The following is a 20381-nucleotide window of genomic DNA, read 5'->3' as shown; positions in this document are numbered from 1 at the left end:
TGTCCTCTTCCGTCTCAGGCGTTCGCCAGCTCGGCGGCCTTGTCGGCGCCCTCGTCCATGCCCGCCGCGAGCGTGACGAGCGGATGTCCCGCTCCCGCGAGGATGGCGCGGCCCTCCTCGACCTGGTTGCCGTCGAGGCGCACGACGAGCGGCTTCGTGGCCGTGTCGCCGAGGATCTCGAGGGCCTTCACGATGCCCTCCGCGACGGCGACGCACGACGTGATGCCGCCGAAGACGTTCACGAAGACGCTCTTGACCTGCTCGTCGCCGAGGATGACGTCGAGACCGGCCGCCATGACCGTCGCCGAGGCGCCGCCTCCGATGTCGAGGAAGTTCGCCGGCTTCACTCCGCCGTGGGCCTCGCCCGCGTAGGCGACGACGTCGAGCGTCGACATGACGAGGCCCGCGCCGTTGCCGATGATGCCGACCTCGCCGTCGAGCTTGACGTAGTTGAGGCCGCTCGCCTTGGCCTTGGCCTCGAGCGGGTCTGCGGCGCCCTTGTCCTCGAGCTCCTCGTGCTCGGGGTGGCGCACCTCGCTGGCGTTGTCGTCGAGCGACACCTTGCCGTCGAGCGCGACGATGTCGCCTGCGCCCGTGAGCACGAGCGGGTTGACCTCGACGAGGGTCGCCCCCTCGCCCGTGTAGACGTCGTAGAGCTTGACGAAGACGTCGGCGACCTTCGGGGCGAGCTCCTCGTCCCATCCGCCGGCGCGGGCGATCTCGATGGCCTTGGCCTCGTCGATCCCCGTGAGGGGGTTCACCTCGACGCGGGCGAGCGCCTCGGGCTTCTCGACGGCGAGCTGCTCGATCTCCATGCCGCCCTCGACGCTGGCGAGCGACAGGTAGGAGCGGTTCGAGCGGTCCAGCAGCACCGAGAAGTAGAACTCGCGGGCGATGTCGGCGCCCTGGGCGACCATGACGCGCTTGACGACGTGGCCCTTGATGTCGAGGCCGAGGATCGCCTTCGCCGCCTCGTACGCCTCGTCGGGGGTCTTGGCGACCTTCACGCCGCCGGCCTTGCCGCGTCCGCCCGTCTTCACCTGGGCCTTGACGACGACCACGCCGCCGATCTTCTCGGCTGCCGCTCTCACCTCCTCGGGGGTGTCCGCGACGATGCCGGCGAGCACCGGCACCTCGTACTTCTCAAAAAGGTCTCGAGCCTGGTACTCGTACAGATCCACGTTGCATTCCTTCGATGGGGCCACGGGACAAGACGCGTGGAAACGTCTCGGCGTCGAGAGATCTCGACCAGTCCCCCACCCTACTACCGCGCGGATGCCGCTTCCTTCGGGCTCCCGGCGCGGGCATGCGAAACGGCCCCGGTCTCCCGGGGCCGTTTCCAAGGGGGCGCGCCTACTTGGCCTTGATGTGCATCGGCAGCGCCATCGCGAGGCAGATGAGGAGGATGCCCGCCACGAAGACGAGGGCCTGGAACGCCGGCACCATGAAGGCCACGCCGAACAGCGCCATCCCGGCGAGGAAGAGAACCAAAGCGACGATGAACATCCCTGCTCCTTTTGAAGACTTCCTCCAGCTTAGATGATCGCGCCGGAGGCCTCTGCCTAATCTGGCGTCATGGCATCGCAGCTCCTCCCCGGCGAGCGGGTCTCGTCCTACGACGTCACGAAGGCTCTCGGCACCGACTACTACGCCGTGTTCGAGGATGTGGGAGGAGCGGATCGCGACGCCTGGTCGCGTGCCCGCGACGTCGGCGCACGGCTCGCGCCGCTGATGCTCGAGGCCTGGGAGCGCGCGGAGTACCCGCGGGAGGCGCTCTCCGAGCTCGGCGCAGCCGGGCTGTTCGCGGACGGCATCGACCATCCGGACGTCCCGGCGCTGTCTCCGCTGGCCGCCGGCCTCGTGAACATGGAGGTGTCGAGGCACGACGGCTCGCTCGGCACCGTGATCGCCGTCCAGGGCGGTCTCGCGCTGCGCACCCTGGCGCTCTTCGGCAGCGAGGCGCAGCAGGCGGCCTGGCTGAAGCCGCTGCTGTCGGGCGAGGTTCCCGGAGCGTTCGCCCTCACCGAGCCCGACCACGGGTCGGACTCGACGTCGCTCGAGACCTCTGCCCGGCGCGACGGGGACGGATGGGTCCTCCGCGGTGCGAAGAAGTGGATCGGCAACGGCGCATCGGGCGGCGTCACCTTCGTGTGGGCGCGCGTCGACGACGAGGGCGCCCCGGACCACGGCGCCGTGCGGTGCTTCCTCGTCGAGCAGGACGCCCCCGGATACACGGGGACCGTCATCACGGGCAAGGTCGCCCTCCGCGGCATCCACCAGGCGCACATCGCGCTCGACGACGTGCGGGTGCCGTCGGACGCGCTGCTCCCGGGAGCGCACACGTTCAAGGACGCCTCCCGCGTGCTCTTCGCGACCCGCTCGGGCGTCGCGTGGTCGGCGCTCGGTCACGCCACGGCGTGCTTCGAGGCGGCTCTGGCCTATGCGACGGAGCGGGTCCAGTTCGGCAAGCCCCTCGCGCGGTTCCAGATGGTGCAGGAGCGGCTGTCGCGGATGCTCGCCGAGCTCACGTCGATGCAGCTGTACTGCCGGCGGCTGGCCGACCTCGAGGCGGCGGGCGCGCTGCGTCCGACGCAGGCGTCGCTGGCCAAGTACCACGGCACGCGCACCGCGCGTGACATCGCCCGCACCGCCCGGGATGTGCTCGGGGGCAACGGCATCCTCCTGGAGAACCGCGTCGTCCAGCATCTGGCCGACATCGAGGCGATCCACACCTACGAGGGCACCGAGAGCGTGCAGGCCCTCCTGATCGGCCGCGACCTCACGGGCGTCAGCGCCTTCGCGTGAGGTGAGCGCCCACCCGGTCCAGGCTCTGCACAGCGGGCAGGACCATCATGGGCGGCGACCCTATTCGGCACGTCGAATGAGATGTGCCCCGGACTGAACTCGCTGAGGAGAATCATGGTGGACAGGCTCGACGGCAAGGTCGCGATCGTGAGCGGAGCCGCTCAGGGCATGGGCGAGAGCCACGCCCGCGCGATCGTGAGCGAAGGCGGCAAGGTCGTCATCGGCGACATCAACGACGAGAAGGGCGATGCTCTCGCGGCCGAGCTCGGCGACGCGGCGGCATACGTGCACCTGGACGTGACGAGCAGCGAGGACTGGGACAGGGCGGTCGCCCTGGCCGTCGACCGGTTCGGCAAGCTGAACGTCCTGGTCAACAATGCGGGGATCGTGAACTTCGGCTTCCTCGACAACTACACGCAGGCCCAGTGGGACCTGATCCTGAAGATCAACCTCACCGGCCCGTTCCTCGGCATCAAGGCGGCCGCGGCCGAGCTGAAGCGGTCGGCGCCGTCGTCCATCGTGAACATCTCGTCGACCGCGGGCCTGACCGGCAGCGCGGGGCAGCACGGCTACGCGGCGTCGAAGTTCGGCGTCCGGGGTCTGACGAAGAGCGTCGCCGCGGAGCTCGCGGCCTTCGGCGTCCGCGCGAACTCGATCCACCCGGGGACCGTGCGCACCCCCATGACCGAGGGCATCGACCTGTCGTCGCTGGCCGCCCCCATTCCCCGTGTCGCCGAGCCGCAGGAGGTCTCCAACCTCGTCGTGTTCCTGGCGTCGGACGAGTCGTCGTACTCCACCGCGTCGGAGTTCCTCGTCGACGGCGGGCTCGTCAACGTCGCCGGCTCCGTCACCGACAGCTGACCGCCGAGAACGCGCTCCGGGTTCGCCGACACGGGCGCCGACCCTGGCAGGATGTCGGTATGACGACGCGACGGGCGACGGTGGTGGGGAGCGGGCCCAACGGGCTCTCCGCCGCCGTCGCGCTCGCGCGGGCCGGGTTCGACGTCACGGTCGTGGAGGCGCACGACGCGATCGGCGGCGGCACGCGGACGGCGGAGCTCACCCTGCCGGGGTTCCGGCACGACGTGTGCTCCGCCGTGCATCCCGCCGCGTTCACGTCACCGTTCTTCCGCGCCTTCGGGATGCGCGAGAAGGTCGGATGGCTCATCCCCGACGCCTCTTACGCGCACCCGCTCGACGGCGGACGCGCCGCCGTCGCCTGGCGCGACCTCGGACGGACGGCGGACGCCCTCGGCACGGACGCACGCGCGTGGAAGGCGATGCTCCGGCCGCTGTCGCGGCGCATCGGCGGCGTCGTCGACTTCACCGGCAACCAGATGGTGCGCGTGCCGCGGCATCCCGTCACCGCCGTCCGGTACGGGCTGCGCGCCCTCGAGCTCGGGTCCGAGCTCGGACGCCGCTCGTTCCGCACGGAGGAGGCTCACGCGCTCATCACGGGCGTCGTCGCGCACGCGAACACCGCGCTGCCGTCGATCGGCGCCGCGGCTGCGGGGCTGCTGCTGGCCGCGCAGGCGCATGCCGACGGATGGGGCTTCCCCGTCGGCGGGGCGCAGGCGATCCCGGATGCGCTCGCCGAGGACCTCGCCGCGCACGGAGGACGCATCCGCACGGGTGAGCGCGTCGACGACCTCGCGACGCTCGACTGGGGCGACCCGCGGCGCGGCGACGTGCTCGTGCTGGACGCCTCCCCGCGTCTCGCCCTGACGCTCCCGGACGTGCCCGATCGGTGGGCGCGGGCGATCCGGCGCTTCCGCTACGGCCCCGGCGCGGCCAAGGTCGACTTCGCGCTCGACGGCCCCGTGCCGTGGGAGAACGCCGACGTCCACCGCTCGCCGACCGTGCATGTCGGCGGCACGCGCGCGGAGGTCGAGGCGAGCGAGAACGCCGTCGCGCGCGGACGGGTGTCGGAGCGCCCCTACGTGCTCGCCGCACAGCCGTCGGTGCTCGATCCCACGCGCGCGCCCGCGGGCAAGAGCGTGCTGTGGTCGTACATCCACGTCCCCGCAGGCTCCACGCTCGATCCGACCGAGCTCGTCACGCGTCAGATCGAGCGGTTCGCCCCCGGCTTCCGCGACCGCGTCCTCGCCTCGCACGCGACGACGGCGACCGATCTCGCCGCCTACAACCCGTCGGCCGTCGGCGGCGACTTCTCCGGCGGGGCGGTGACCTTCGCGCAGCTCCTCGCGCGTCCCGTGCTCACGCCCGCGCCGTGGCGGACGCCCGTCCGCGGCGTCTACCTCGCCTCGGGATCCACCTCCCCCGGCCCCGGCGTGCACGGGACGGCGGGGTGGCTCGCGGCCCGGCTCGCGATCGCCGACACGACCGGGGAGAGGGTCGGCCTGGACGATCTGTTCGGCTGACGAGGCCGATCAGAGGCGCGAACGCCATCGGGCGCGGGACGTCTTGCCCGCGTCGTCGCGCACGGGCTCGTGGACGACGCGAACGCTCTCGGGCGCACGCGCACCGAGACGCTCCCGCATCCAGGCCTCGAGCTCGCCGGGGCCGACGGCAGCGTCGGCGACATCCACGACCGTGGCGATGCGCTCGCCCCATTCGGCGTCGGGCACGCCGAACGCCACCGCGCCGCGCACGAGGGGATGACGCTCGATCGCGCTCTCGATCTCGACGGGATAGACCTTCTCCCCTCCGCGGTTGATGACGTCGTCGACGCGGTCCAGGAGATGCAGATAGCCCTCTTCGTCGAGGAGACCCACGTCTCCCAGCGTGTCCCATCCGTCGTCGTCGCGCCGCGACGGCGCCCCGAGATAGCGGTAGGCCGGCTCCGCGCCCCGACGCATCCACACCTCCCCCTCCTCCCCGGGCCGCGCGCGCGTTCCGTCCGCGCGGCGGATCTGGAGCTCCGTGCCCCCGACGGGCCGGCCGACGCTCCCGGGATGCCCGATCCACTCGTCGCCGCGGATCATGGTCAGCCCGTTCGACTCGCTGCCCGCGTACACCTCCACGACCCGCTCCGGGCCGAGCCAGTCGAGGAACGCGCGCTTGAGGCCGGGGGCGCACGGCGCCCCCATGTGCAGCACCGACTCGATCGTCCGCACGCGCTCCGGCGCGCGTTCGCCCGAGGGCAGCCGGAGCAGACGGTGCATCATGGTCGGCACGACGAGCGCCCACGTCACGCCGTGCCGCTCGACCGCGTCGATCCAGCGGTGCTCGTCGAAGGCGGGCAGCACGACGAGGCGGTGCCCCGTGAGCAGACCGCGGAACGCGTACGTGAAGGTCGCCGAGTGCGTCAGGGGGCCGGCGACGAGCTGCACGGCGCGCACGGGCAGGAACGCGGCGACGGGCCTCGTCGGGTCGAGCAGTGCGGGGCCCGACGCCATCACGATCTTCGGACGTCCGGTCGAGCCGGAGGTGGCGGGCGCCTTCCACGACGACGCGGCGAGATCGGGGAGGGCGCCCGCCGCCGGCGGTGCGGCGACGCCCGGGAACCACGCGATCCCCGGCGTCTCCGGCCGTCGTCCGATCGCCGCGGCGGGGCGGGCGGTCGCCTCCAGCGCGGCCCTCTCCTCGGCGCTCAGGGCGCGCGAGGCCGGCTGAGGCGTCGCGCCCGCGCGCCAGATCGCGGCGCATGCCACGACGAAGTCCCGCCCGTTGGGGAGCGTCACGGTCACGAGGTCGTCGCGTCGCACCCCTTCCCGGACGAGCGCGTGGGCCAGCCGCGTGGCCGCCTCGTCCAGCTGCGCCGCCGTGAGCGCGCCGTCGTCGTCCGCGACGACGACCTCGTCGGGCGCCTCGGCGGCACGGTCAGCGAGGATCCGCGAGATCGATCGCCGCACCGCCGTCGCCTCCCCCGTCGCGAACCGCGTCGTAGAACCTCTCGTGCTTCTCGGCCGCAGCCTCCCAGGTGTGTCTCGCGGCCAGCGCCCTGCCCGCGGCCGGATCCGGCGCACGCCCCCGGAGGACCTCGCCGATGCGCTCCGCGATGTCCCCGGGATCGGTCGCGTAGGCGACGGCGCCGCCGAAGACCTCCTGCACCACGGGCAGCGATCGCGCGACGACGGGGACGCCCGCGGCGAGCGCCTCCATCGCCGCGAGCCCGAAGCCCTCCTTCGTCGAGACGAACCCCAGCACGCGCGCCGCCGCGACGAGCGACGGCACGTCGTCGTCGCGCAGCGTCCCGAGGACGATCGGCTCGACGCCGAGCTCCCCGGCGCGCTCCTCGAACCGCTCACGGTAGGGCCGGTAGTCGAACAGCGTCTCCCCTCCGCCGAACACGAGCCGGAGACCGGGATGCCGCTCGCGGACGAGGGCGTATCCCTCCAGCAGGTCGATCGATCCCTTGCGCGGCTCGATGCCGCCGAGTGCGAGCGCGTAGTCGCCGAGGTCGCCGAGCCAGCGCTCGCGCGCGGCCGCGCCGTCGGGGCCCGCCGCCGCCGCGAAGCGCGACGCGTCGACGCCGTTGGGGATCACCGACGGCGAGAGCCCGTACGCGGCGTCGACCTCGGCGGCGACCGCGCGGGAGACGCACAGGCGGGCGACCGGCTCGGTGATCGCCCTCTCGTGGCACTCCACAAGCCTCGGCGTCGTGAACGCGTCCAGGTGGTGGATCGTCCGGACGCACGACGCGCCGCTGTCGACCACGGCGTTGGCCGAGATGCAGTCCTGCGCGTGGACGATGTCGGCCGTCGTCTCGAACGCTCCGGCCATCACCGCTATGGACCGCTCGATGCGATCACCCACGTCCTCCCCGTCCCGGTGCGCGAAAGGCACCACGCGCACGTCGACAAGAGGGTCCACGTCACGGAAGAACGCCGTGTCGTCGCCGCGGCCGAGCGTCCACACCTCGACCTCGTGCCCTCGTCGTGCGAGCGTCTCGGCGAGGGCGAGGGTGTGGACGACGCCGCCCCGGGGCTTCGTCGAGTACGTGACCTGCGCGATGCGCATGCGCGCTCCTTGTCGTGGGAGGCGGCGCCGATCGCGAGCGGACGGTCGGATCAGGCGGTCGCCGTGAAGCGGTAGGCGTGCTCGGCACGCTGATGGATGTGGTCGAGCGAGCGGCGCGCTCGTGCGATGGTGGCCGACACGTCGGCCTCGACCACGGCGAGACCGCCCTTGGCCCACGTCTTGGCGATGATCTCGCCTGCGGGATCGACGACCTTCGCCTGCCCGAGGAAGCGCAGCCCGCCGAGCACGCCGGTCTGGTTCGCCGAGACGACGTAGACCTGGTTCTCGGCCGCGCGGGCGCAGTCGTAGAGGTCGAACAGGTGCGCCTGACGGTCGTTGCGGATGCGGTCGGAGCGATCGGTGACGCTCGCGGGCCAGGCGCTCAGGCAGGCGATGACCTCCGCGCCGTCGAGGGCAAGGGAGCGCGCGGACTCCGGGAAGGTCTTGTCGAAGTCGATGAGCATCCCGATCCGCCCGACGGGGGTGTCGAACGCGCGGAACTCGTCTCCCGCCCGGTAGACCTCGGACTCCCCGAGCGGGAGATGCACCTTGCGATGCGTCCCCAGGATGCCGTCGCCCGTCACGCAGACGGCCGTGTTGTAGCGGACCTCGACGCCGTCGACGACGGCGCGCTCGGCGATGCCGAAGCACACCGTCATGTCGCCCGCGAGCTCCACGACCGCCCTCACCTCGGGGCCGTCCAGATCGACGGAGTGCGGGAAGCCGTCGCCCTCCTCGACCGGGTGGTGCAGGTCGAGGAGGTAGCCGCCGATCGTCGCATCGGGGAGCACGAGCAGGTCGACGCCGCGCTCGCGCGCCTGGCCGACGACGCCGGGGAGCTTCGCGAGCGTGCGATTCACATCGCGTCCGAAGTGGGCGGCGACGGCGGCCAGCGTCACGGAGACCATTCCCCCAGGGTAGAGGCAGGGCGCACGCTCACGCGGCCCCCGCCCTCTCTCGCACGCGACCGGCGACGAGCCCCGCCACGTGCTCGGCGTCCTCGGCGATCGCGTGGAAGCGGCCCGATCCCCAGGTGTGCAGCCACGGCAGGCCGACGAGCTGGAAGCCCGGGACGCTCGTCCGCCCCCTCTCGTGCGCGGGATGGCCCTCGGCGTCGAGGACGTCGAGGTCCCCCAGCCACGACCAGTCGGCCCGGAACCCGATCGCCCACACGATGCTCCCGACACGGTCGAGGTCGAGCGACCGCGGGACGTCGGCCGGCGTCCACACCGGCGTGTACCGCTCCTCCGCGGGGGCGTCGATCCCGGAGCGCGCGATGTACGCGTCGATGTCGTCCTTGATCGACTCCGCCACGGAGTCCGCGTGGTCGAGGTCCGCCGCGAGGGAGTCGTCGAAGCGCACCGTCCCGCCGTCGAGCCCCACGGCGCGGCCGTAGAGGGCCATGCCGCGCAGCGCGAAGCTCCGCAGGTCGATGTCGCGCCCGCCGTCGCGGCCCGTGACGTAGTGGTTCGTCGACTCGCGTTTGGCCAGTCCCCTCGTCGAGACGGGCACGTCGTACACGCCCATCTCCGCGAGCCAGGTCATGCAGTCCTTCCCGCGGTAGAAGCGTGCCACGCGCGGCGCCCTGCCGAGCGCGAGGTGCACCTCGCGGCCCGCGAGGAGGAGGTCCTCCGCGATCTGCGTCCCCGACTGCCCGGAGCCGACGACGAGCACGGGGCCGTCGGGCAGCTCCCCCGCGTTGCGGTAGCGGTGCGAGTGCACCTGGCGGACGCGCTCCGGGATCCGCGCCGCCCAGCCGGGCACGACGGGCACGTGGTATCCGCCCGTCGCCGAGGTGACGGTGTCCGCCGTGATCGTCCCCGCGCTCGTCTCCACGACGAAGCCCCCGCCGACCCGCTGCGAGACCCGCTGCACGGAGACGCCCTCCGCGACGGACGCGTCGAACGTGTCGGCGTACCGGCGCACCCACGCGTAGACCTCGTCGCGCGTCATGAAGCCGTCCGGGTCGTCGCCGTCGTAGGCGTATCCCGGAAGGCGGCAGTGCCAGTTCGGCGTGACGAGGGTGAAGGCGTCCCACCGCCCGTCCCGCCATTCGTGCGCCACCGAGTCCCGCTCGATGACGACGTGCGACACGCCGTGCTCCAGGAGGTGACGGCTGACGGAGAGGCCCGCCTGCCCGCCGCCGACGACGACGGCCTCGAAATGGGCGTTCTCGTCGAGCGTGACGGGGATCATGATGCTCCTTGCGGCAGGGCGGGCTCCATCCGGAGCACCTCGACGTCGCCGTCGTCGTACGCCGCGGCCGCGGCGGCGATGGTCTCCTCGGAATGCGCGGCGGAGGTGCACGCGAAGCCGAAGGTCGCCCGCACCCGCTCGCTCGCGACGCGGAGCGCCTCGCTCGACCGCGAGACGAAGTCGGAGACCGGGTAGCGGCCGCCGGTCTCGAGGTAGTCGTGCACGACGAGGCTCGGAGAGTAGTGCGACGTCTCCCGGCCGTCCGGCCACCGCACGGCGAACGTCATCTCAGGCATGGGCGAGCTCCCGCCATCCGTTGACGTGCCGGGCATCGGCCTCGGCGATCGCCCCGTAGACGTCGGGACGGCGATCGCGCAGGTGGAACATGCCGCCGCGCATGGCCCGGAACGTCTCGTCGACGTCGATCTCCGCCACCGCGAGCCCCGCGCCGAGCAGCGTCGTCGCGAGGACGTTCCCGCCCGGGTCGACGACCTTCGCGTTGCCGACGTAGCGCAGGGAGCCGAACGTCCCCGACTGGTTCGAGGCGATCCAGAACACCTGGTTGTCGAGGGCGCGGGCGATGTCGAACTGGTTGAACCGGTACGTCCAGCGGTCGTCCTGCAGATCCTCGGCCGTCGCGGTGCGCGCCGCGGGCCAGGCCGACATGCTCACGACGATCTCCGCGCCGTCGAGGGCGAGCATCCGCGCCGCCTCGGGGAAGGCCTTGTCGTAGCAGATCTGCATGCCGAGGCGGCCGACGGGGGTGTCGAACGCGCGGTACTCGGAGCCCGCCGAGTACGACATGTTCTCGCCGAGGGGCTGGTGCACCTTCCGGTACGAGCCGTAGACGGTCCCGCCGTCGAGGCACACCGCGGCGTTGTAGCGCGTCTCGCCGTCGTCGTCGAGCTCGCAGAACCCGATCGTGACGACGGTGTCGCCCGCGAGCTCCTGGACCCGGGCGATCTCCGGGCCGTCGAGCCGGATGGCGGGAGGGAGCGACCGCCGGGTGCTCTTGACGGTGTCGCCGTGGTTGCCGAGCGACGACAGGTAGCCGCCGATAGCGGCCTCGGGGAAGGCGACGAGCTCCGTGCCCCGATCGCGCGCGTCGTCGAGAAGCTGTGCGATGAGCGCGTAGTTCTGCTCCAGGTCCCGGGTGAAGTTGGCCGAGACGGATGCGACGGTGACGGACATCGGGAGCCTCAGAGGTTGTAGGTGGAGTTGATGATCGCGCCCTTGCGCGCGTAGTAGATGAGGGCGTCCTGGACGTCGAGGGGATGGGCGGGGATGACGCCCGCGATGAGGTCCTCCTCGCGGATGCCGTGGAGCGCCAGCCCGAAGCGGCAGGCGTAGACCGTCCCGCCCTCCTTGATGAAGGTCTCGAGCGACGCGTTCGTGTTGAGCTCGCCGGGGAAGCCCGAGTCGCCCGTCGTCGGGAACCCGCGGTTCGCGCTGACGGCGAGCGTGCCGGGGCCGTAGAAATAGATCGCCGACTCGAACCCCTTCCGCAGCGCGCGCGTGGCCTGCAGGATCGCGACGAAGCTCACGGACGACTCGTGCGGGATGCCGTGGACGAGCGTGAAGTACGTCTCGCCGTCCTCCGCCTGGAAGTCGGGGAAGAGCTTGGTCGAGCCGTAGATGTTGCTGCCCTGCGGGAGGGACGGGTGGGGGATCTCGCCGAGGGACGTGGCGATGTTCTCGGCGATCTGGGCGTCGATGTCGTCGGTCATGACCGTTCCTTCTGTCGGTGGGGCCTGGGTCGGAGGAGGTGGAGCGTGTCTCCAGCGTCACCGCCGGATGTTTCGTGATGGTTTCGTTCGGAAAGAGACTGCGTTACGTCACCGCCCCGAGACCGGTCGCCTGCCCGGCGGCGTCCGTCTCGACGCCATCGGGCCATCGCAGCGTCACGCCGGAGCCCGGCGTGAGCGCACCGATCGCGGCGGTCTCGGCGTGGGGGCCCGACATGCGCGATCGGCCCGGCGCATCGGCGGTGAGCATCCCGAAGCCCGGGAAGCATGTGAGCCAGTCGCCGAAGGACGCCTCGGCGGGCGCGGGGATCGCGCCGACCTCGACGACGGCGCCCGTCCCGGACGACTCGGCGAGCATCGCGGCGGTGCCGACGATCCCCGCCATGCTGACGTCCTTCGCGGCGGCGGGCCGGGCTTCGCGCACGAGCGCGCCGAGATGCCGCAGCTCCGCGCCGGTGCGCGCGGAGGTGCTGTCCCACTGGCGCCCCTCGAACCCTCGCCGCCATCGACCGGTCACGTCGACGGTCAGGCTCAGCGCGTCTCCGGGCCTGCCGCCCCCGCCGGGCACGGGATGGCGCGTCCGGCCGAGGGCCGTCACGGCGAGCGCCGAGGGGGAGCCGAGCTGGGTGTGCCCGCCGAGGACGGGGACGCCCCAGGCCTGCGCCGCGCTGCGCACGCCCGCCAGGATGCGGCGCACCAGGGAGGCGGTGGGAGCGGCGACCGCGTCGAGCAGGCCCGTGGGATCCGCCCCCATCGCCGCGAGGTCGTTGACGTTCACGAGGACCCCGCACCATCCGGCCCATTCCGGATCGCGCTCAATGAGCGCCGGGAGGATGGCGTCGCACGCCGCGACCAGGTCGCTGCCCGGCACCGGGGCGCCGTCGTCGCCGACGTAGCCGTGTCCGCCGAGGGCGGATGGCGAATCGCCCCTGAGGCCGAGGAGAAGGTCGCCGAGGGGCTGCTTCGTCGCCGTGACGAGCGAGCCGATGCGGTCGATGGGCCATCGCATGCGCACGTGCGGCACGCCCTCGATGTCGGCGCTCCCCCACGGGACCCAGCCGAGGTGACGGAAGAGCGGCGCGTTGCGCTCCTGCACGTTCGCCTCGAAGCGCAGCACGCCGCGATCGAGCGCCTCGGCGCATGCGCGGCGCACGAGGGCCGATCCGATCCCGCCCGCGTGCCGCGCCCCGCGCCGCACGACGAGCCGGCTGCCCGTCCACCAGCCGATGTCGCGTCCTTCCACGGCGGGAGACAGCCGGACACCGCCCAGGACGTCGCCGTCGTCGCCGACCGCGACGAGCACGATCGTCCGCGGGTCGTCGTCGATGCGGTCGCGGTCGTCGGACGCGAAGATCCCCTGCTCGGCGACGAACACCTCGCGCCGGATCGCGCGGTAGGCGTCCGCCTGCGCACGATCGGCCCGTACGACGCTCCAGACGGCGACGCGCGCCCGCCGCGGAGGCCCGGTCAGCGCCGGGACCTCGAACACGTCACGCCCCCGCCGTCTTCAAGACGCTGCACGCGCCGCAGGCGGCGCAACCCGCGCTCTGGTCCTCGCCGCGCATGCCCGCCGCCTGGAGCAGCGCGGCGACGCGACCGGTGACGCGGTTCAGGACCGCCCGGTGCGGTGCGGGCACGTGATCGACATCCGTGGCGAGGGTGCCCTTGAGCGGGCGGAACGGGACGACGAACGGGTACACGCCCATCTCGATGAGCTCGCGCGCGCCCTCCACGAGCTCGTCCGGGTCCTCCCCCATCCCGACGATGAGATAGGTCGACACCTGGTTCCAGCCGAAGACGCGCACCGCCTCGCGCCACGCCGACCGGTAGTCGTCCATGCTCACGCGCGACTTGCCGGGCATCCAGCGCCGGCGGACCTCGTCGTCCATCGACTCGACGTGGATGCCGATCGAGCGCGCTCCGGCCTCGTACAGATCTGCGATCGCCCGCAGGTCGGCCGGCGGCTCGCACTGCACCTGGACGCCGAGCCCCGGCGCCGCGGCCTTGACCGCCTTCACGCAGCGCGCGAGGTGCTTGGCGCCTCGGTCCCATCCGTTCGAGGTGCCCGTCGTCATGACCATCTGCGTCACGCCGTCCAGCCGCACCGCGGCCTCTGCGACCTCGGCGAGCATCGCGGGGGTCTTCACGGCGACCGTCGTCCCCGCGTCGAGCGAGGCCTCGATCGCGCAGAAGCGGCAGCGCTCGCTCTCGTCGTAGCGCACGCAGGTCTGCACCACGGTGGTGGCCAGCACGTCCTTGCCGTGCAGCTTCGCGATCTTGTCGTACGAGACCCCGTCGGCCGTGACGAGGTCGTAGAAGCGTGGGCGGATCACGGGAGACACGTCGAGCCCGAGGTCTGCGCCGTCGAGGGTCAGACGCCCGCGACTGGTGACGACGTAGGGGCTGTCGGGATTGAGCGGGATGGCCGCCCCGTCGCCGTCCACGACGAAGTGGCCGTCGTCGCTCGGGCCGGCACCGCCCGTGCGGCGGACGGGAGCGTCGCTGCGGACGCCGAGAAGAGCGATGTTCACCCGGGTGGAGACGCGTTCCGGGCTGTCGGCTGCGAGGGGGATGGCGGGTGTCATGCCTCCAGTAGACGGAGATCGTGTTTCGGATTGGCTACGACCAGACTTCCTTTCTGTTTCGCGGAGAGAAGATCCTGTTTCGTGCGGCCCGCGCGTCTCGGCGATGACAGGAGTCGACGTCATGCAGAAAGATTATTGAGCCCTAATTATTAGTGCGCTAACAGCATGTTTCGGGTCTGTTGCCGGCGCACCCGGGGGGCGATGTCGGGGCGGGCTCAGATCCAGCCCCTTCAGACACGAGGCGATCGGTAGGCTGGGACGGCTATGACTTCACGCCTCGAACCCGGTTCCGTCGCTCCCGACTTCACGCTCCTCGACCAGGACGGCGAGAGCGTCTCGCTCTCCGACCTGCGCGGCGGGAAGGTCGTCCTGTACTTCTACCCTGCGGCGATGACGCCCGGCTGCACGACGCAGGCCTGCGACTTCCGCGACAGCATCTCCTCGCTCGCCGCCGCCGGCTACACCGTGCTCGGCGTCTCGCGGGACGAGCCCGCGAAGCTCGCGACGTTCCGCGAGCGCGACGGCCTGACGTTCACGCTGCTGAGCGACCCGGACACCGCCGTGCACCGCGCCTACGGCGTGTGGGGCGAGAAGAAGAACTACGGCAAGGTGATCGAGGGCGTCATCCGCTCGACGCTCGTGCTCGACGAGGAGGGCGTCGTCGTGAAGGCGCTCTACAACGTCAAGGCCACGGGCCATGTGGCTCGTCTCCGGCGCGAACTCGGCATCGACGCCTGACGCAGGCCGGCGCCCGCACGGGATCAGCCGAGCGCGGCTTGAAACCTGATGAGGTACCCGTCGGGATCGGCGACGAGGAACTGTCGTACGCCGACATCGCCACGATCGGTGCGGTAGAGCTTCGTCTCCGGCTCCAGGAAGAGCGGATAGCCGACTTCGCGCAATGACGACAGGATCGGCGCCACGTCCGGGACGGTGATCTGCAGGTTGATCCCACGGCCCAACGGGCGCTCCAGAGAGGCCGTGATCCAGTTTCGTCCAACGCCCTGCTGCTCGAGCATCACATGCGCCGAGCCGGACGAGATGGAGGCGAACCCTTCCTCCTCGCGCCGATAGTCGATCGCGAAGCCGCAGAGGCCACACCAGAAATCGACGCTCTTCTCGACGTCTGCGACGAGCAGCTCGGGGACGAGAGCCGGGCCTTCGGCGGAACTCACCCGCCCATGCTCTCACGCACGTCGCGCCGCACGGCGCACGAGAGCGAGCACGACGACCGTCGACCAGGTGCCATCCGCACGACAACCGTCGAGGACGACGGGCCGGTCCTCGCCTGCGCCGCGAGCTCGGCATCGACGCCTGCCGCCGGCCGGCGCCCGCCCGAGCACCCCTGGTAGGCGGCTCTCATCGGAGTCGCGTCCGAGAGGTGGGAGCGCCCCTGGAGACGCGTCGGCGGTCGACCCATCCCGGTGCGGCGACGTAGGGCGTGCCATGACGCATCGTGATGTCCCAGCCGCAGCGTTCGAGGTGGTGTAGATGCCACCAGCACAACAGACCTGACTTACATCCGCACCACGCCGGCTGGGTCTACGCCGCGTTCGTGATCGACGTGTTCTCTCGTCGCGTGGTGGGCTGGCAGACCTCCACGAACATGCGCACCGACCTTGCCCTGGACGCCCTCGATATGGGCCTCTGGCAGCGGCAACGCACCGGGCAAGACGTCACCGGTCTGATCCACCACTCGGACCGCGGAGTCCAGGGCTGATTCAACTGGTTGTCGCAACACCTCGATCGTGGAGGTGTTCAGCGGTGGCGACGAAGTACTGGTCTGCGAAGACGAGCGAGGTTCCTGAGGGGGCTCGGCGACAGTGGCGTGCGGACAGGGCGTTGCGTCCGCCGATGTGCTCGCCTGGGCGGCCTGAGCCCTCGCGGGCGGTGCAGCGGCAGTTCTGGCGTCTGGTTGCGACGGGCATCAACTCGGCCGAGGCGGCGCTGAAGGTGGGCGTGTCCGTCCCGGTCGGAGCCCGCTGGTTTCGCCACGCTGGGGGCATGCCACCGATCTCGCTTGCCGAGCCCACCGGCCGCTACCTGTCATTCGAGGAGCGTGAGGAGATCGCGATACTGCGCGCCAAGCAGGTCGGGGTGCGTGAGATCGCTCGCAGCATCGGCCGCGACCCGGGGACGGTCTCCCGCGAACTGCGTCGCAACGCGGCCACCCGGGGCGGGAAGCCGGAGTATCGGGCGTTGGTGGCGCAGTGGAAGGCGCAGCAGGCGGCGAAGCGCCCAAAGATGGTGAGGCTCGCGACCAACGACAAGCTGCGCGAGTACGTTCAGGAGCGCCTCGCTGGCAACGTCCGCCGACCCGATGGCAGCATCGTCGTCGGGCCTGAGCCGCCTGCGTGGAAGGGGTTGAACAAGCCGCATCGGCAAGATCGGCGGTGGGCGACTGCGTGGAGTCCGGAGCAGATCTCGCACCGGCTGAAGGTCGACTTCCCGGATGATGAGTCCATGCGCATCAGCCACGAGGCGATCTACCAGTCGTTGTTCATCCAGGGCCGTGGAGCACTGGGGCGCGAGCTCGTCACCTGCCTGCGAACTGGCCGCGCGCTACGACGGCCACGGGCTCGAGCGCAGAACCGCCCGCAAGGGCATGTCACTGCGGATGTCGTGTTCTCCGAACGTCCTGCGGAGGCCGCGGACCGCGCCGTCCCGGGGCATTGGGAGGGCGATCTGATCATCGGCACGGGCCGGTCCGCGATCGGCACGATCGTCGAGCGCAAGAGCCGCTCGACTCTGTTGGTGCATCTGCCGCGCCTTGAAGGCTATGGCGAGACGCCGCCCGTGAAGAACGGGCCCGCGCTGGGCGGCTATGGCGCCGTCGCGATGAACGCCGCTCTCATCGCGTCGATGACGAAGCTTCCCGAACAGCTCCGCAAGACCCTCACTTGGGATCGAGGCAAGGAACTCTCCGCGCATGCCCAGTTCGCGCTCGAGACGGGCACGAAGCTGTTCTTCGCCGACCCCCACTCGCCCTGGCAGCGGCCGACGAACGAGAACACCAACGGGCTGCTGCGTCAGTACTTCCCGAAGGGCACGGACCTCTCACGATGGTCCGCCGAGGACCTCGAAGCAGTCGCCCTCGCGCTGAACAACAGGCCCCGCAAGAGCCTCGACTGGCGCACCCCCGCCGAAGTGTTCGAGGAGCAGCTACGCTCACTTCAACAACCCGGTGTTGCAACGACCGGTTGAACCCGCCCAGTATCGAGCGATCCGCTACACCGAACGCCTCGCCGCAGCAGAAGCCGTCGCCTCCGCGGGTTCCAAAGGCGACAGCTACGACAATGCCCTCGCTGAGGCGTTCAACTCGCTGTTCAAGGCCGAGTGCATCCGCAACCCCGTCATGCGACCCAAGGGCGGCTGGGCGTCTATCCGCGACGTCGAGATCGCCGTCGCGGAATACGTCGACTGGTTCAATCACCGTCGCCTCCACGGCGAGATCGAGCTCGTCCCACCCGCCGAAGCCGAGGCCACCTACTGGGCACCTCAGCCCGCGGTCGAATACGCTCGAAAACACGTCCCCGCCGGGGCCGAAACCAACTAACCGAGCCTCCACAAAACCCGGGGCGCTTCAACATCGTTTCGATGGGAGTCCAGGGACAGTGGGATCTTCGTTACCCGCGTCTCAGGAGACCTCGCCGCGGTGCGCGACCGCGACGAGCCTCCCGAGAACCTCTCACCCGACGCGGTAACGGTGCTCCGGGCGCCCGGCCGTGCCGTACCGCAGGGCGACCTCGACCGCGCCACGGGCGGCGAGCTCCGCCAGATGCCTCTGTGCGGTCGCGCGGGAGACCCCGATGCGCTCGGCGAGCTCGACGCTCGACGCCTCCCCCTCGGCGAGCGCGTCGAGGATGAGCTGCTGCGTGCCCGCACGCGCCGGAGGCGGCGCCGCTCCCCCGTGCAGCAGCCCGACAGCGCGATCGATGGTCGCCTGCGTCGCGCTTCCCGCCGCCAGCAGGTTGCGGAACCGCGCGTAGCGGTCGAGCCGGTCCCGCAGGTCCCGCGCGGCGAAGGGCTTGACGAGGTAGTGCAGCGCTCCCGAGGCGATCGCCCGGCGGATGGTCGCGACGTCGTCGGCCGCACTCAGCACGAAGCGGTCGATCCCGGCCTCCCGTCCGACCTCGATGCCGTCACCGTCCGGCAGGTACACGTCGAGCAGCAGCAGGTCGGGCTGCATCTCGCGGATGGCGGTGCGCGCGGATGCGGCGTCCCGCACGGGAGGAAGCGGCTCGAACCCGGGGCGGGAGGCCACGAGGTCGCGATGGATGCCGCTCACACGGAAGTCGTCGTCGACGATGAGCACCCTGATGTCGTCCGTCATGTCGCATCCCCCTCCCCTCGGCGCGCTGTCCCATCCTCGTCGACCGGCGCTCCTCGGACCTTCATCACGCCGGGGAGCCGCGCCGCGAACACCGCGCCGTGTCCTTCGCCGTTCGCCTCGGCGAGCCAGAGCTCGCCTCCGCGGCGCCGGGTGAACCTCCGCGCGAGCGGCAGGCCGATTCCCCGCCCGTGCACGCGGGCCGATTCGTCCTCCTCGGCGGCGCGCGCCCGCTCGAAGACGTGCTCGGGGTCGTCGACGCCGGCGCCGGAGTCGGTCACCGTGAGCGCGAGCTCGTCCCCGTCGTCGAGCAGCGACACCTCCGCCCAGCGGGGCTCTCCGCCCGCGGCGGCCGCGGTCACGGCGTTGTCGACGAGATTGCCGAGGACGGCCGCGACGTCCTCGGGCTCCGCGACGACGCCCACGAGGAACGTGTCGTCTCCGACCCGCAGGTCGACGCCGCGCTCGCGCGCCTCGATGCGCTTGGCCACGAGGAAGGAGCGCAGGAACGGCTCGTCCACGACCACGTCCGCCTCCTCGGGCAACGCGCCCCGGACGGCGAGCCCCGCCAGCAGGTCCTGCACCTCGGGCACACGTCCCGCAGCGATCATGCCGCTCACGGCATGCATCCGGTTCGCGAACTCGTGTCGCTGCGCGCGCAGGGCGTTGGTCGCCGCACGGACGGCGTCGAGCCGCTCCACCATCGCCACGACGTCCGTCCGGTCGCGGAGCACGGCGACCACGCCGAGCACGTCGTCGCCGTGCCGGACGCGCCGCACCTCGACGTACACGACTCGATCGCTCAGGACGAGCTCCCCCTCCGCGAACGGCGCACCCTGCAGCGAACGCGCGATCACCGCCCGCAGTCTCGGCGGAAGCGAGAGCTCGTCGAGCGAGCGACCGGCCGCGCCGTCGATCCCGACCGCAGCGGCCGCGGCGCGGTTGACGGCGCGCACGACGCCGTCGAGCGACACCGCGATGACGCCGTCGTGCACGCCCTCGAGCACCGCGGCGTGGCTCTGCAGGAGCGTGCCGAGCTCCTCCGGCTGCACGCCGCGCGTCAGCCGTTCGAGCCGACGTCGGATGAGGGACGACACGAGGGCGGCGAGCACCAGAGCCACGAGAGCGACCCCGGCGAGGAGCGCGGACATCAACGGCACATCCGCGAACACCCGGGCCGGGGCGAGGCCGACGCTCACCTCGCCGACGACCGTCTGCGCACCGGCCGCCCGCACAGGGACCTTCGCGCGCACCGAGTCGCCCAGCGTGCCCTCCTCCCAGGCGACGACCTCCTCGCCCGCGAGAACGGCGGCATACTCCGTGCTGACCTCGGCGCCCAGGAGAGACGCGTCCGGATGCGCCAGCCGCAGGCCGTGGTCGTTCGCCACGACGACGAAGAGCGCCCCCGTGCGGTCGACGATGCCCGTGGCGTACTCCTGCAGGGGCTGCCCCGCGAGCGTGCCCGGATCCAGATCGGTGCGACCCGAGTACGCCGCGACCTGCTCGCGGACCTGCGGGTCGCTCGCGACCGTCCGCGCGATCGCGAGGGCCGTCGACTCCGCCTCGTCGCGCAGCTGACGAAGACCCAGGACGGCGAAGGCCGCCACGCAGACGGCGACGACGACCGCCGCGGCGATCAGCTGCATCGCGAAGACGCGCGTGGTGAAGCGCATACGAAGAGTATGACCGCGGGGACACATGAGCAGAATGCGCAGAATCAGGCCAACGCGCAGATCCTCCCCCAATGCGCGCATCCCCTTCCGCGAAGGGCGACGACCGTATCGTCGCCGGGTACGG

Annotated in this window: 19 protein-coding genes and 2 pseudogenes; 7 read left to right on the top strand and 14 right to left on the bottom strand. The window is 71.5% G+C overall.

What is annotated here, in order from left to right:
* Positions 1-14: 14 nt before the first annotated feature.
* Together sucC and N8K70_RS04720 are read right to left on the bottom strand one after the other, a co-directional pair.
* A complete protein-coding gene (sucC, locus tag N8K70_RS04725; protein WP_317140459.1) occupies positions 15-1181 on the bottom strand; it encodes an ADP-forming succinate--CoA ligase subunit beta in 1167 nt (388 codons plus the stop codon).
* A 172-nt stretch (positions 1182-1353) separates the two neighbouring features.
* Positions 1354-1506: a hypothetical protein gene (locus tag N8K70_RS04720; RefSeq protein ID WP_317140458.1), complete on the bottom strand. Its 153-nt coding sequence runs from the start codon at positions 1504-1506 to the stop codon at positions 1354-1356.
* Between the two features lie 69 nt (positions 1507-1575).
* On the opposite strand from N8K70_RS04720, the gene N8K70_RS04715 reads away from it, so the two are divergent.
* From N8K70_RS04715 to N8K70_RS04705, 3 genes are all read left to right on the top strand, one after another.
* Positions 1576-2805, top strand: a complete 1230-nt coding sequence (locus N8K70_RS04715) for an acyl-CoA dehydrogenase family protein (protein WP_317140457.1) — start codon at positions 1576-1578, stop codon at positions 2803-2805.
* Positions 2806-2919: 114 nt separating this feature from the next.
* Positions 2920-3666, top strand: a complete 747-nt coding sequence (locus N8K70_RS04710) for an SDR family oxidoreductase (protein WP_317140456.1) — start codon at positions 2920-2922, stop codon at positions 3664-3666.
* Positions 3667-3725: 59 nt separating this feature from the next.
* Positions 3726-5186: a phytoene desaturase family protein gene (locus N8K70_RS04705; protein WP_317140455.1), complete on the top strand. Its 1461-nt coding sequence runs from the start codon at positions 3726-3728 to the stop codon at positions 5184-5186.
* A gap of 9 nt (positions 5187-5195) precedes the next feature.
* On the opposite strand, the gene N8K70_RS04700 is transcribed toward N8K70_RS04705, so the two are convergent.
* The 9 genes from N8K70_RS04700 to N8K70_RS04660 all read right to left on the bottom strand — a co-directional run bounded on the left by N8K70_RS04700 (position 5196) and on the right by N8K70_RS04660 (position 14254).
* Complete coding sequence (locus N8K70_RS04700) at positions 5196-6620, bottom strand: AMP-binding protein (RefSeq protein WP_317140454.1); 1425 nt, start codon at positions 6618-6620, stop codon at positions 5196-5198.
* The gene (locus tag N8K70_RS04695; protein WP_317140453.1) at positions 6589-7728 is read right to left on the bottom strand and encodes an MSMEG_0565 family glycosyltransferase; all 1140 of its coding nucleotides are present in this window, start codon (positions 7726-7728) and stop codon (positions 6589-6591) included. The genes N8K70_RS04700 and N8K70_RS04695 overlap by 32 nt, the downstream gene beginning before the upstream one ends.
* A 50-nt stretch (positions 7729-7778) precedes the next feature.
* Positions 7779-8636: a carbon-nitrogen hydrolase family protein gene (locus tag N8K70_RS04690; RefSeq protein ID WP_317140452.1), complete on the bottom strand. Its 858-nt coding sequence runs from the start codon at positions 8634-8636 to the stop codon at positions 7779-7781.
* Between the two features lie 28 nt (positions 8637-8664).
* Positions 8665-9924, bottom strand: a complete 1260-nt coding sequence (locus tag N8K70_RS04685) for an MSMEG_0569 family flavin-dependent oxidoreductase (protein WP_317140451.1) — start codon at positions 9922-9924, stop codon at positions 8665-8667.
* On the bottom strand, positions 9921-10220 hold the full coding sequence (locus N8K70_RS04680; protein ID WP_317140450.1) for an MSMEG_0570 family nitrogen starvation response protein: 300 nt from the start codon (positions 10218-10220) through the stop codon (positions 9921-9923). Before N8K70_RS04680 ends, N8K70_RS04685 begins: the two co-directional genes overlap by 4 nt.
* Positions 10213-11115 carry a carbon-nitrogen hydrolase family protein gene (locus tag N8K70_RS04675; RefSeq protein ID WP_317140449.1) on the bottom strand — a complete coding sequence of 301 codons (903 nt, stop codon included), beginning with the start codon at positions 11113-11115 and terminating at the stop codon, positions 10213-10215. Before N8K70_RS04675 ends, N8K70_RS04680 begins: the two co-directional genes overlap by 8 nt.
* 8 nt (positions 11116-11123) lie before the next feature.
* Positions 11124-11651, bottom strand: a complete 528-nt coding sequence (locus tag N8K70_RS04670) for an MSMEG_0572/Sll0783 family nitrogen starvation response protein (protein WP_317140448.1) — start codon at positions 11649-11651, stop codon at positions 11124-11126.
* Positions 11652-11754: 103 nt separating this feature from the next.
* Positions 11755-13158: an MSMEG_0567/sll0787 family protein gene (locus N8K70_RS04665; protein WP_317140447.1), complete on the bottom strand. Its 1404-nt coding sequence runs from the start codon at positions 13156-13158 to the stop codon at positions 11755-11757.
* 1 nt (position 13159) lies between these two features.
* Positions 13160-14254 carry an MSMEG_0568 family radical SAM protein gene (locus N8K70_RS04660; RefSeq protein WP_317140446.1) on the bottom strand — a complete coding sequence of 365 codons (1095 nt, stop codon included), beginning with the start codon at positions 14252-14254 and terminating at the stop codon, positions 13160-13162.
* Positions 14255-14518: 264 nt separating this feature from the next.
* Here N8K70_RS04660 and bcp point away from each other — a divergent pair, with 264 nt between their 5' ends.
* Entirely contained in the window at positions 14519-14992 is a 474-nt protein-coding gene (bcp, locus tag N8K70_RS04655) for a thioredoxin-dependent thiol peroxidase (RefSeq protein ID WP_317140445.1), read from the top strand.
* A 23-nt stretch (positions 14993-15015) separates the two neighbouring features.
* Here bcp and N8K70_RS04650 read toward each other — a convergent pair whose 3' ends face one another.
* Positions 15016-15429 (bottom strand): bleomycin resistance protein, encoded by a 414-nt coding sequence (locus N8K70_RS04650; RefSeq protein ID WP_317140444.1) that lies wholly within the window; start codon positions 15427-15429, stop codon positions 15016-15018.
* A gap of 353 nt (positions 15430-15782) precedes the next feature.
* Between N8K70_RS04650 and N8K70_RS04645 the strand changes: the two are divergent.
* The 3 genes and pseudogenes from N8K70_RS04645 to N8K70_RS04635 all read left to right on the top strand — a co-directional run.
* Positions 15783-15968, top strand: a pseudogene (locus N8K70_RS04645) (DDE-type integrase/transposase/recombinase); the annotation flags it as partial.
* A 140-nt stretch (positions 15969-16108) separates the two neighbouring features.
* Positions 16109-17458, top strand: a complete 1350-nt coding sequence (locus N8K70_RS04640; protein WP_449406848.1) for an IS30 family transposase — start codon at positions 16109-16111, stop codon at positions 17456-17458.
* A 4-nt stretch (positions 17459-17462) separates the two neighbouring features.
* Positions 17463-17810: pseudogene (locus N8K70_RS04635) on the top strand (integrase core domain-containing protein); the annotation flags it as partial.
* 132 nt (positions 17811-17942) lie between these two features.
* Here the strand turns inward: N8K70_RS04635 and N8K70_RS04630 are convergent.
* Together N8K70_RS04630 and N8K70_RS04625 are read right to left on the bottom strand one after the other, a co-directional pair.
* Complete coding sequence (locus tag N8K70_RS04630) at positions 17943-18587, bottom strand: response regulator (protein WP_317140443.1); 645 nt, start codon at positions 18585-18587, stop codon at positions 17943-17945.
* On the bottom strand, positions 18584-20257 hold the full coding sequence (locus N8K70_RS04625) for a sensor histidine kinase (RefSeq protein ID WP_317140442.1): 1674 nt from the start codon (positions 20255-20257) through the stop codon (positions 18584-18586). Before N8K70_RS04625 ends, N8K70_RS04630 begins: the two co-directional genes overlap by 4 nt.
* Positions 20258-20381 lie beyond the last annotated feature (124 nt).

It is taken from the genome of Microbacterium sp. AB, from assembly GCF_032878875.1.
In the GTDB taxonomy this organism is placed as follows: domain Bacteria; phylum Actinomycetota; class Actinomycetes; order Actinomycetales; family Microbacteriaceae; genus Microbacterium; species Microbacterium betulae.
Note: the sequence above shows the minus strand (reverse complement) of the source record. Positions and strands in the feature narration are given on the sequence as shown.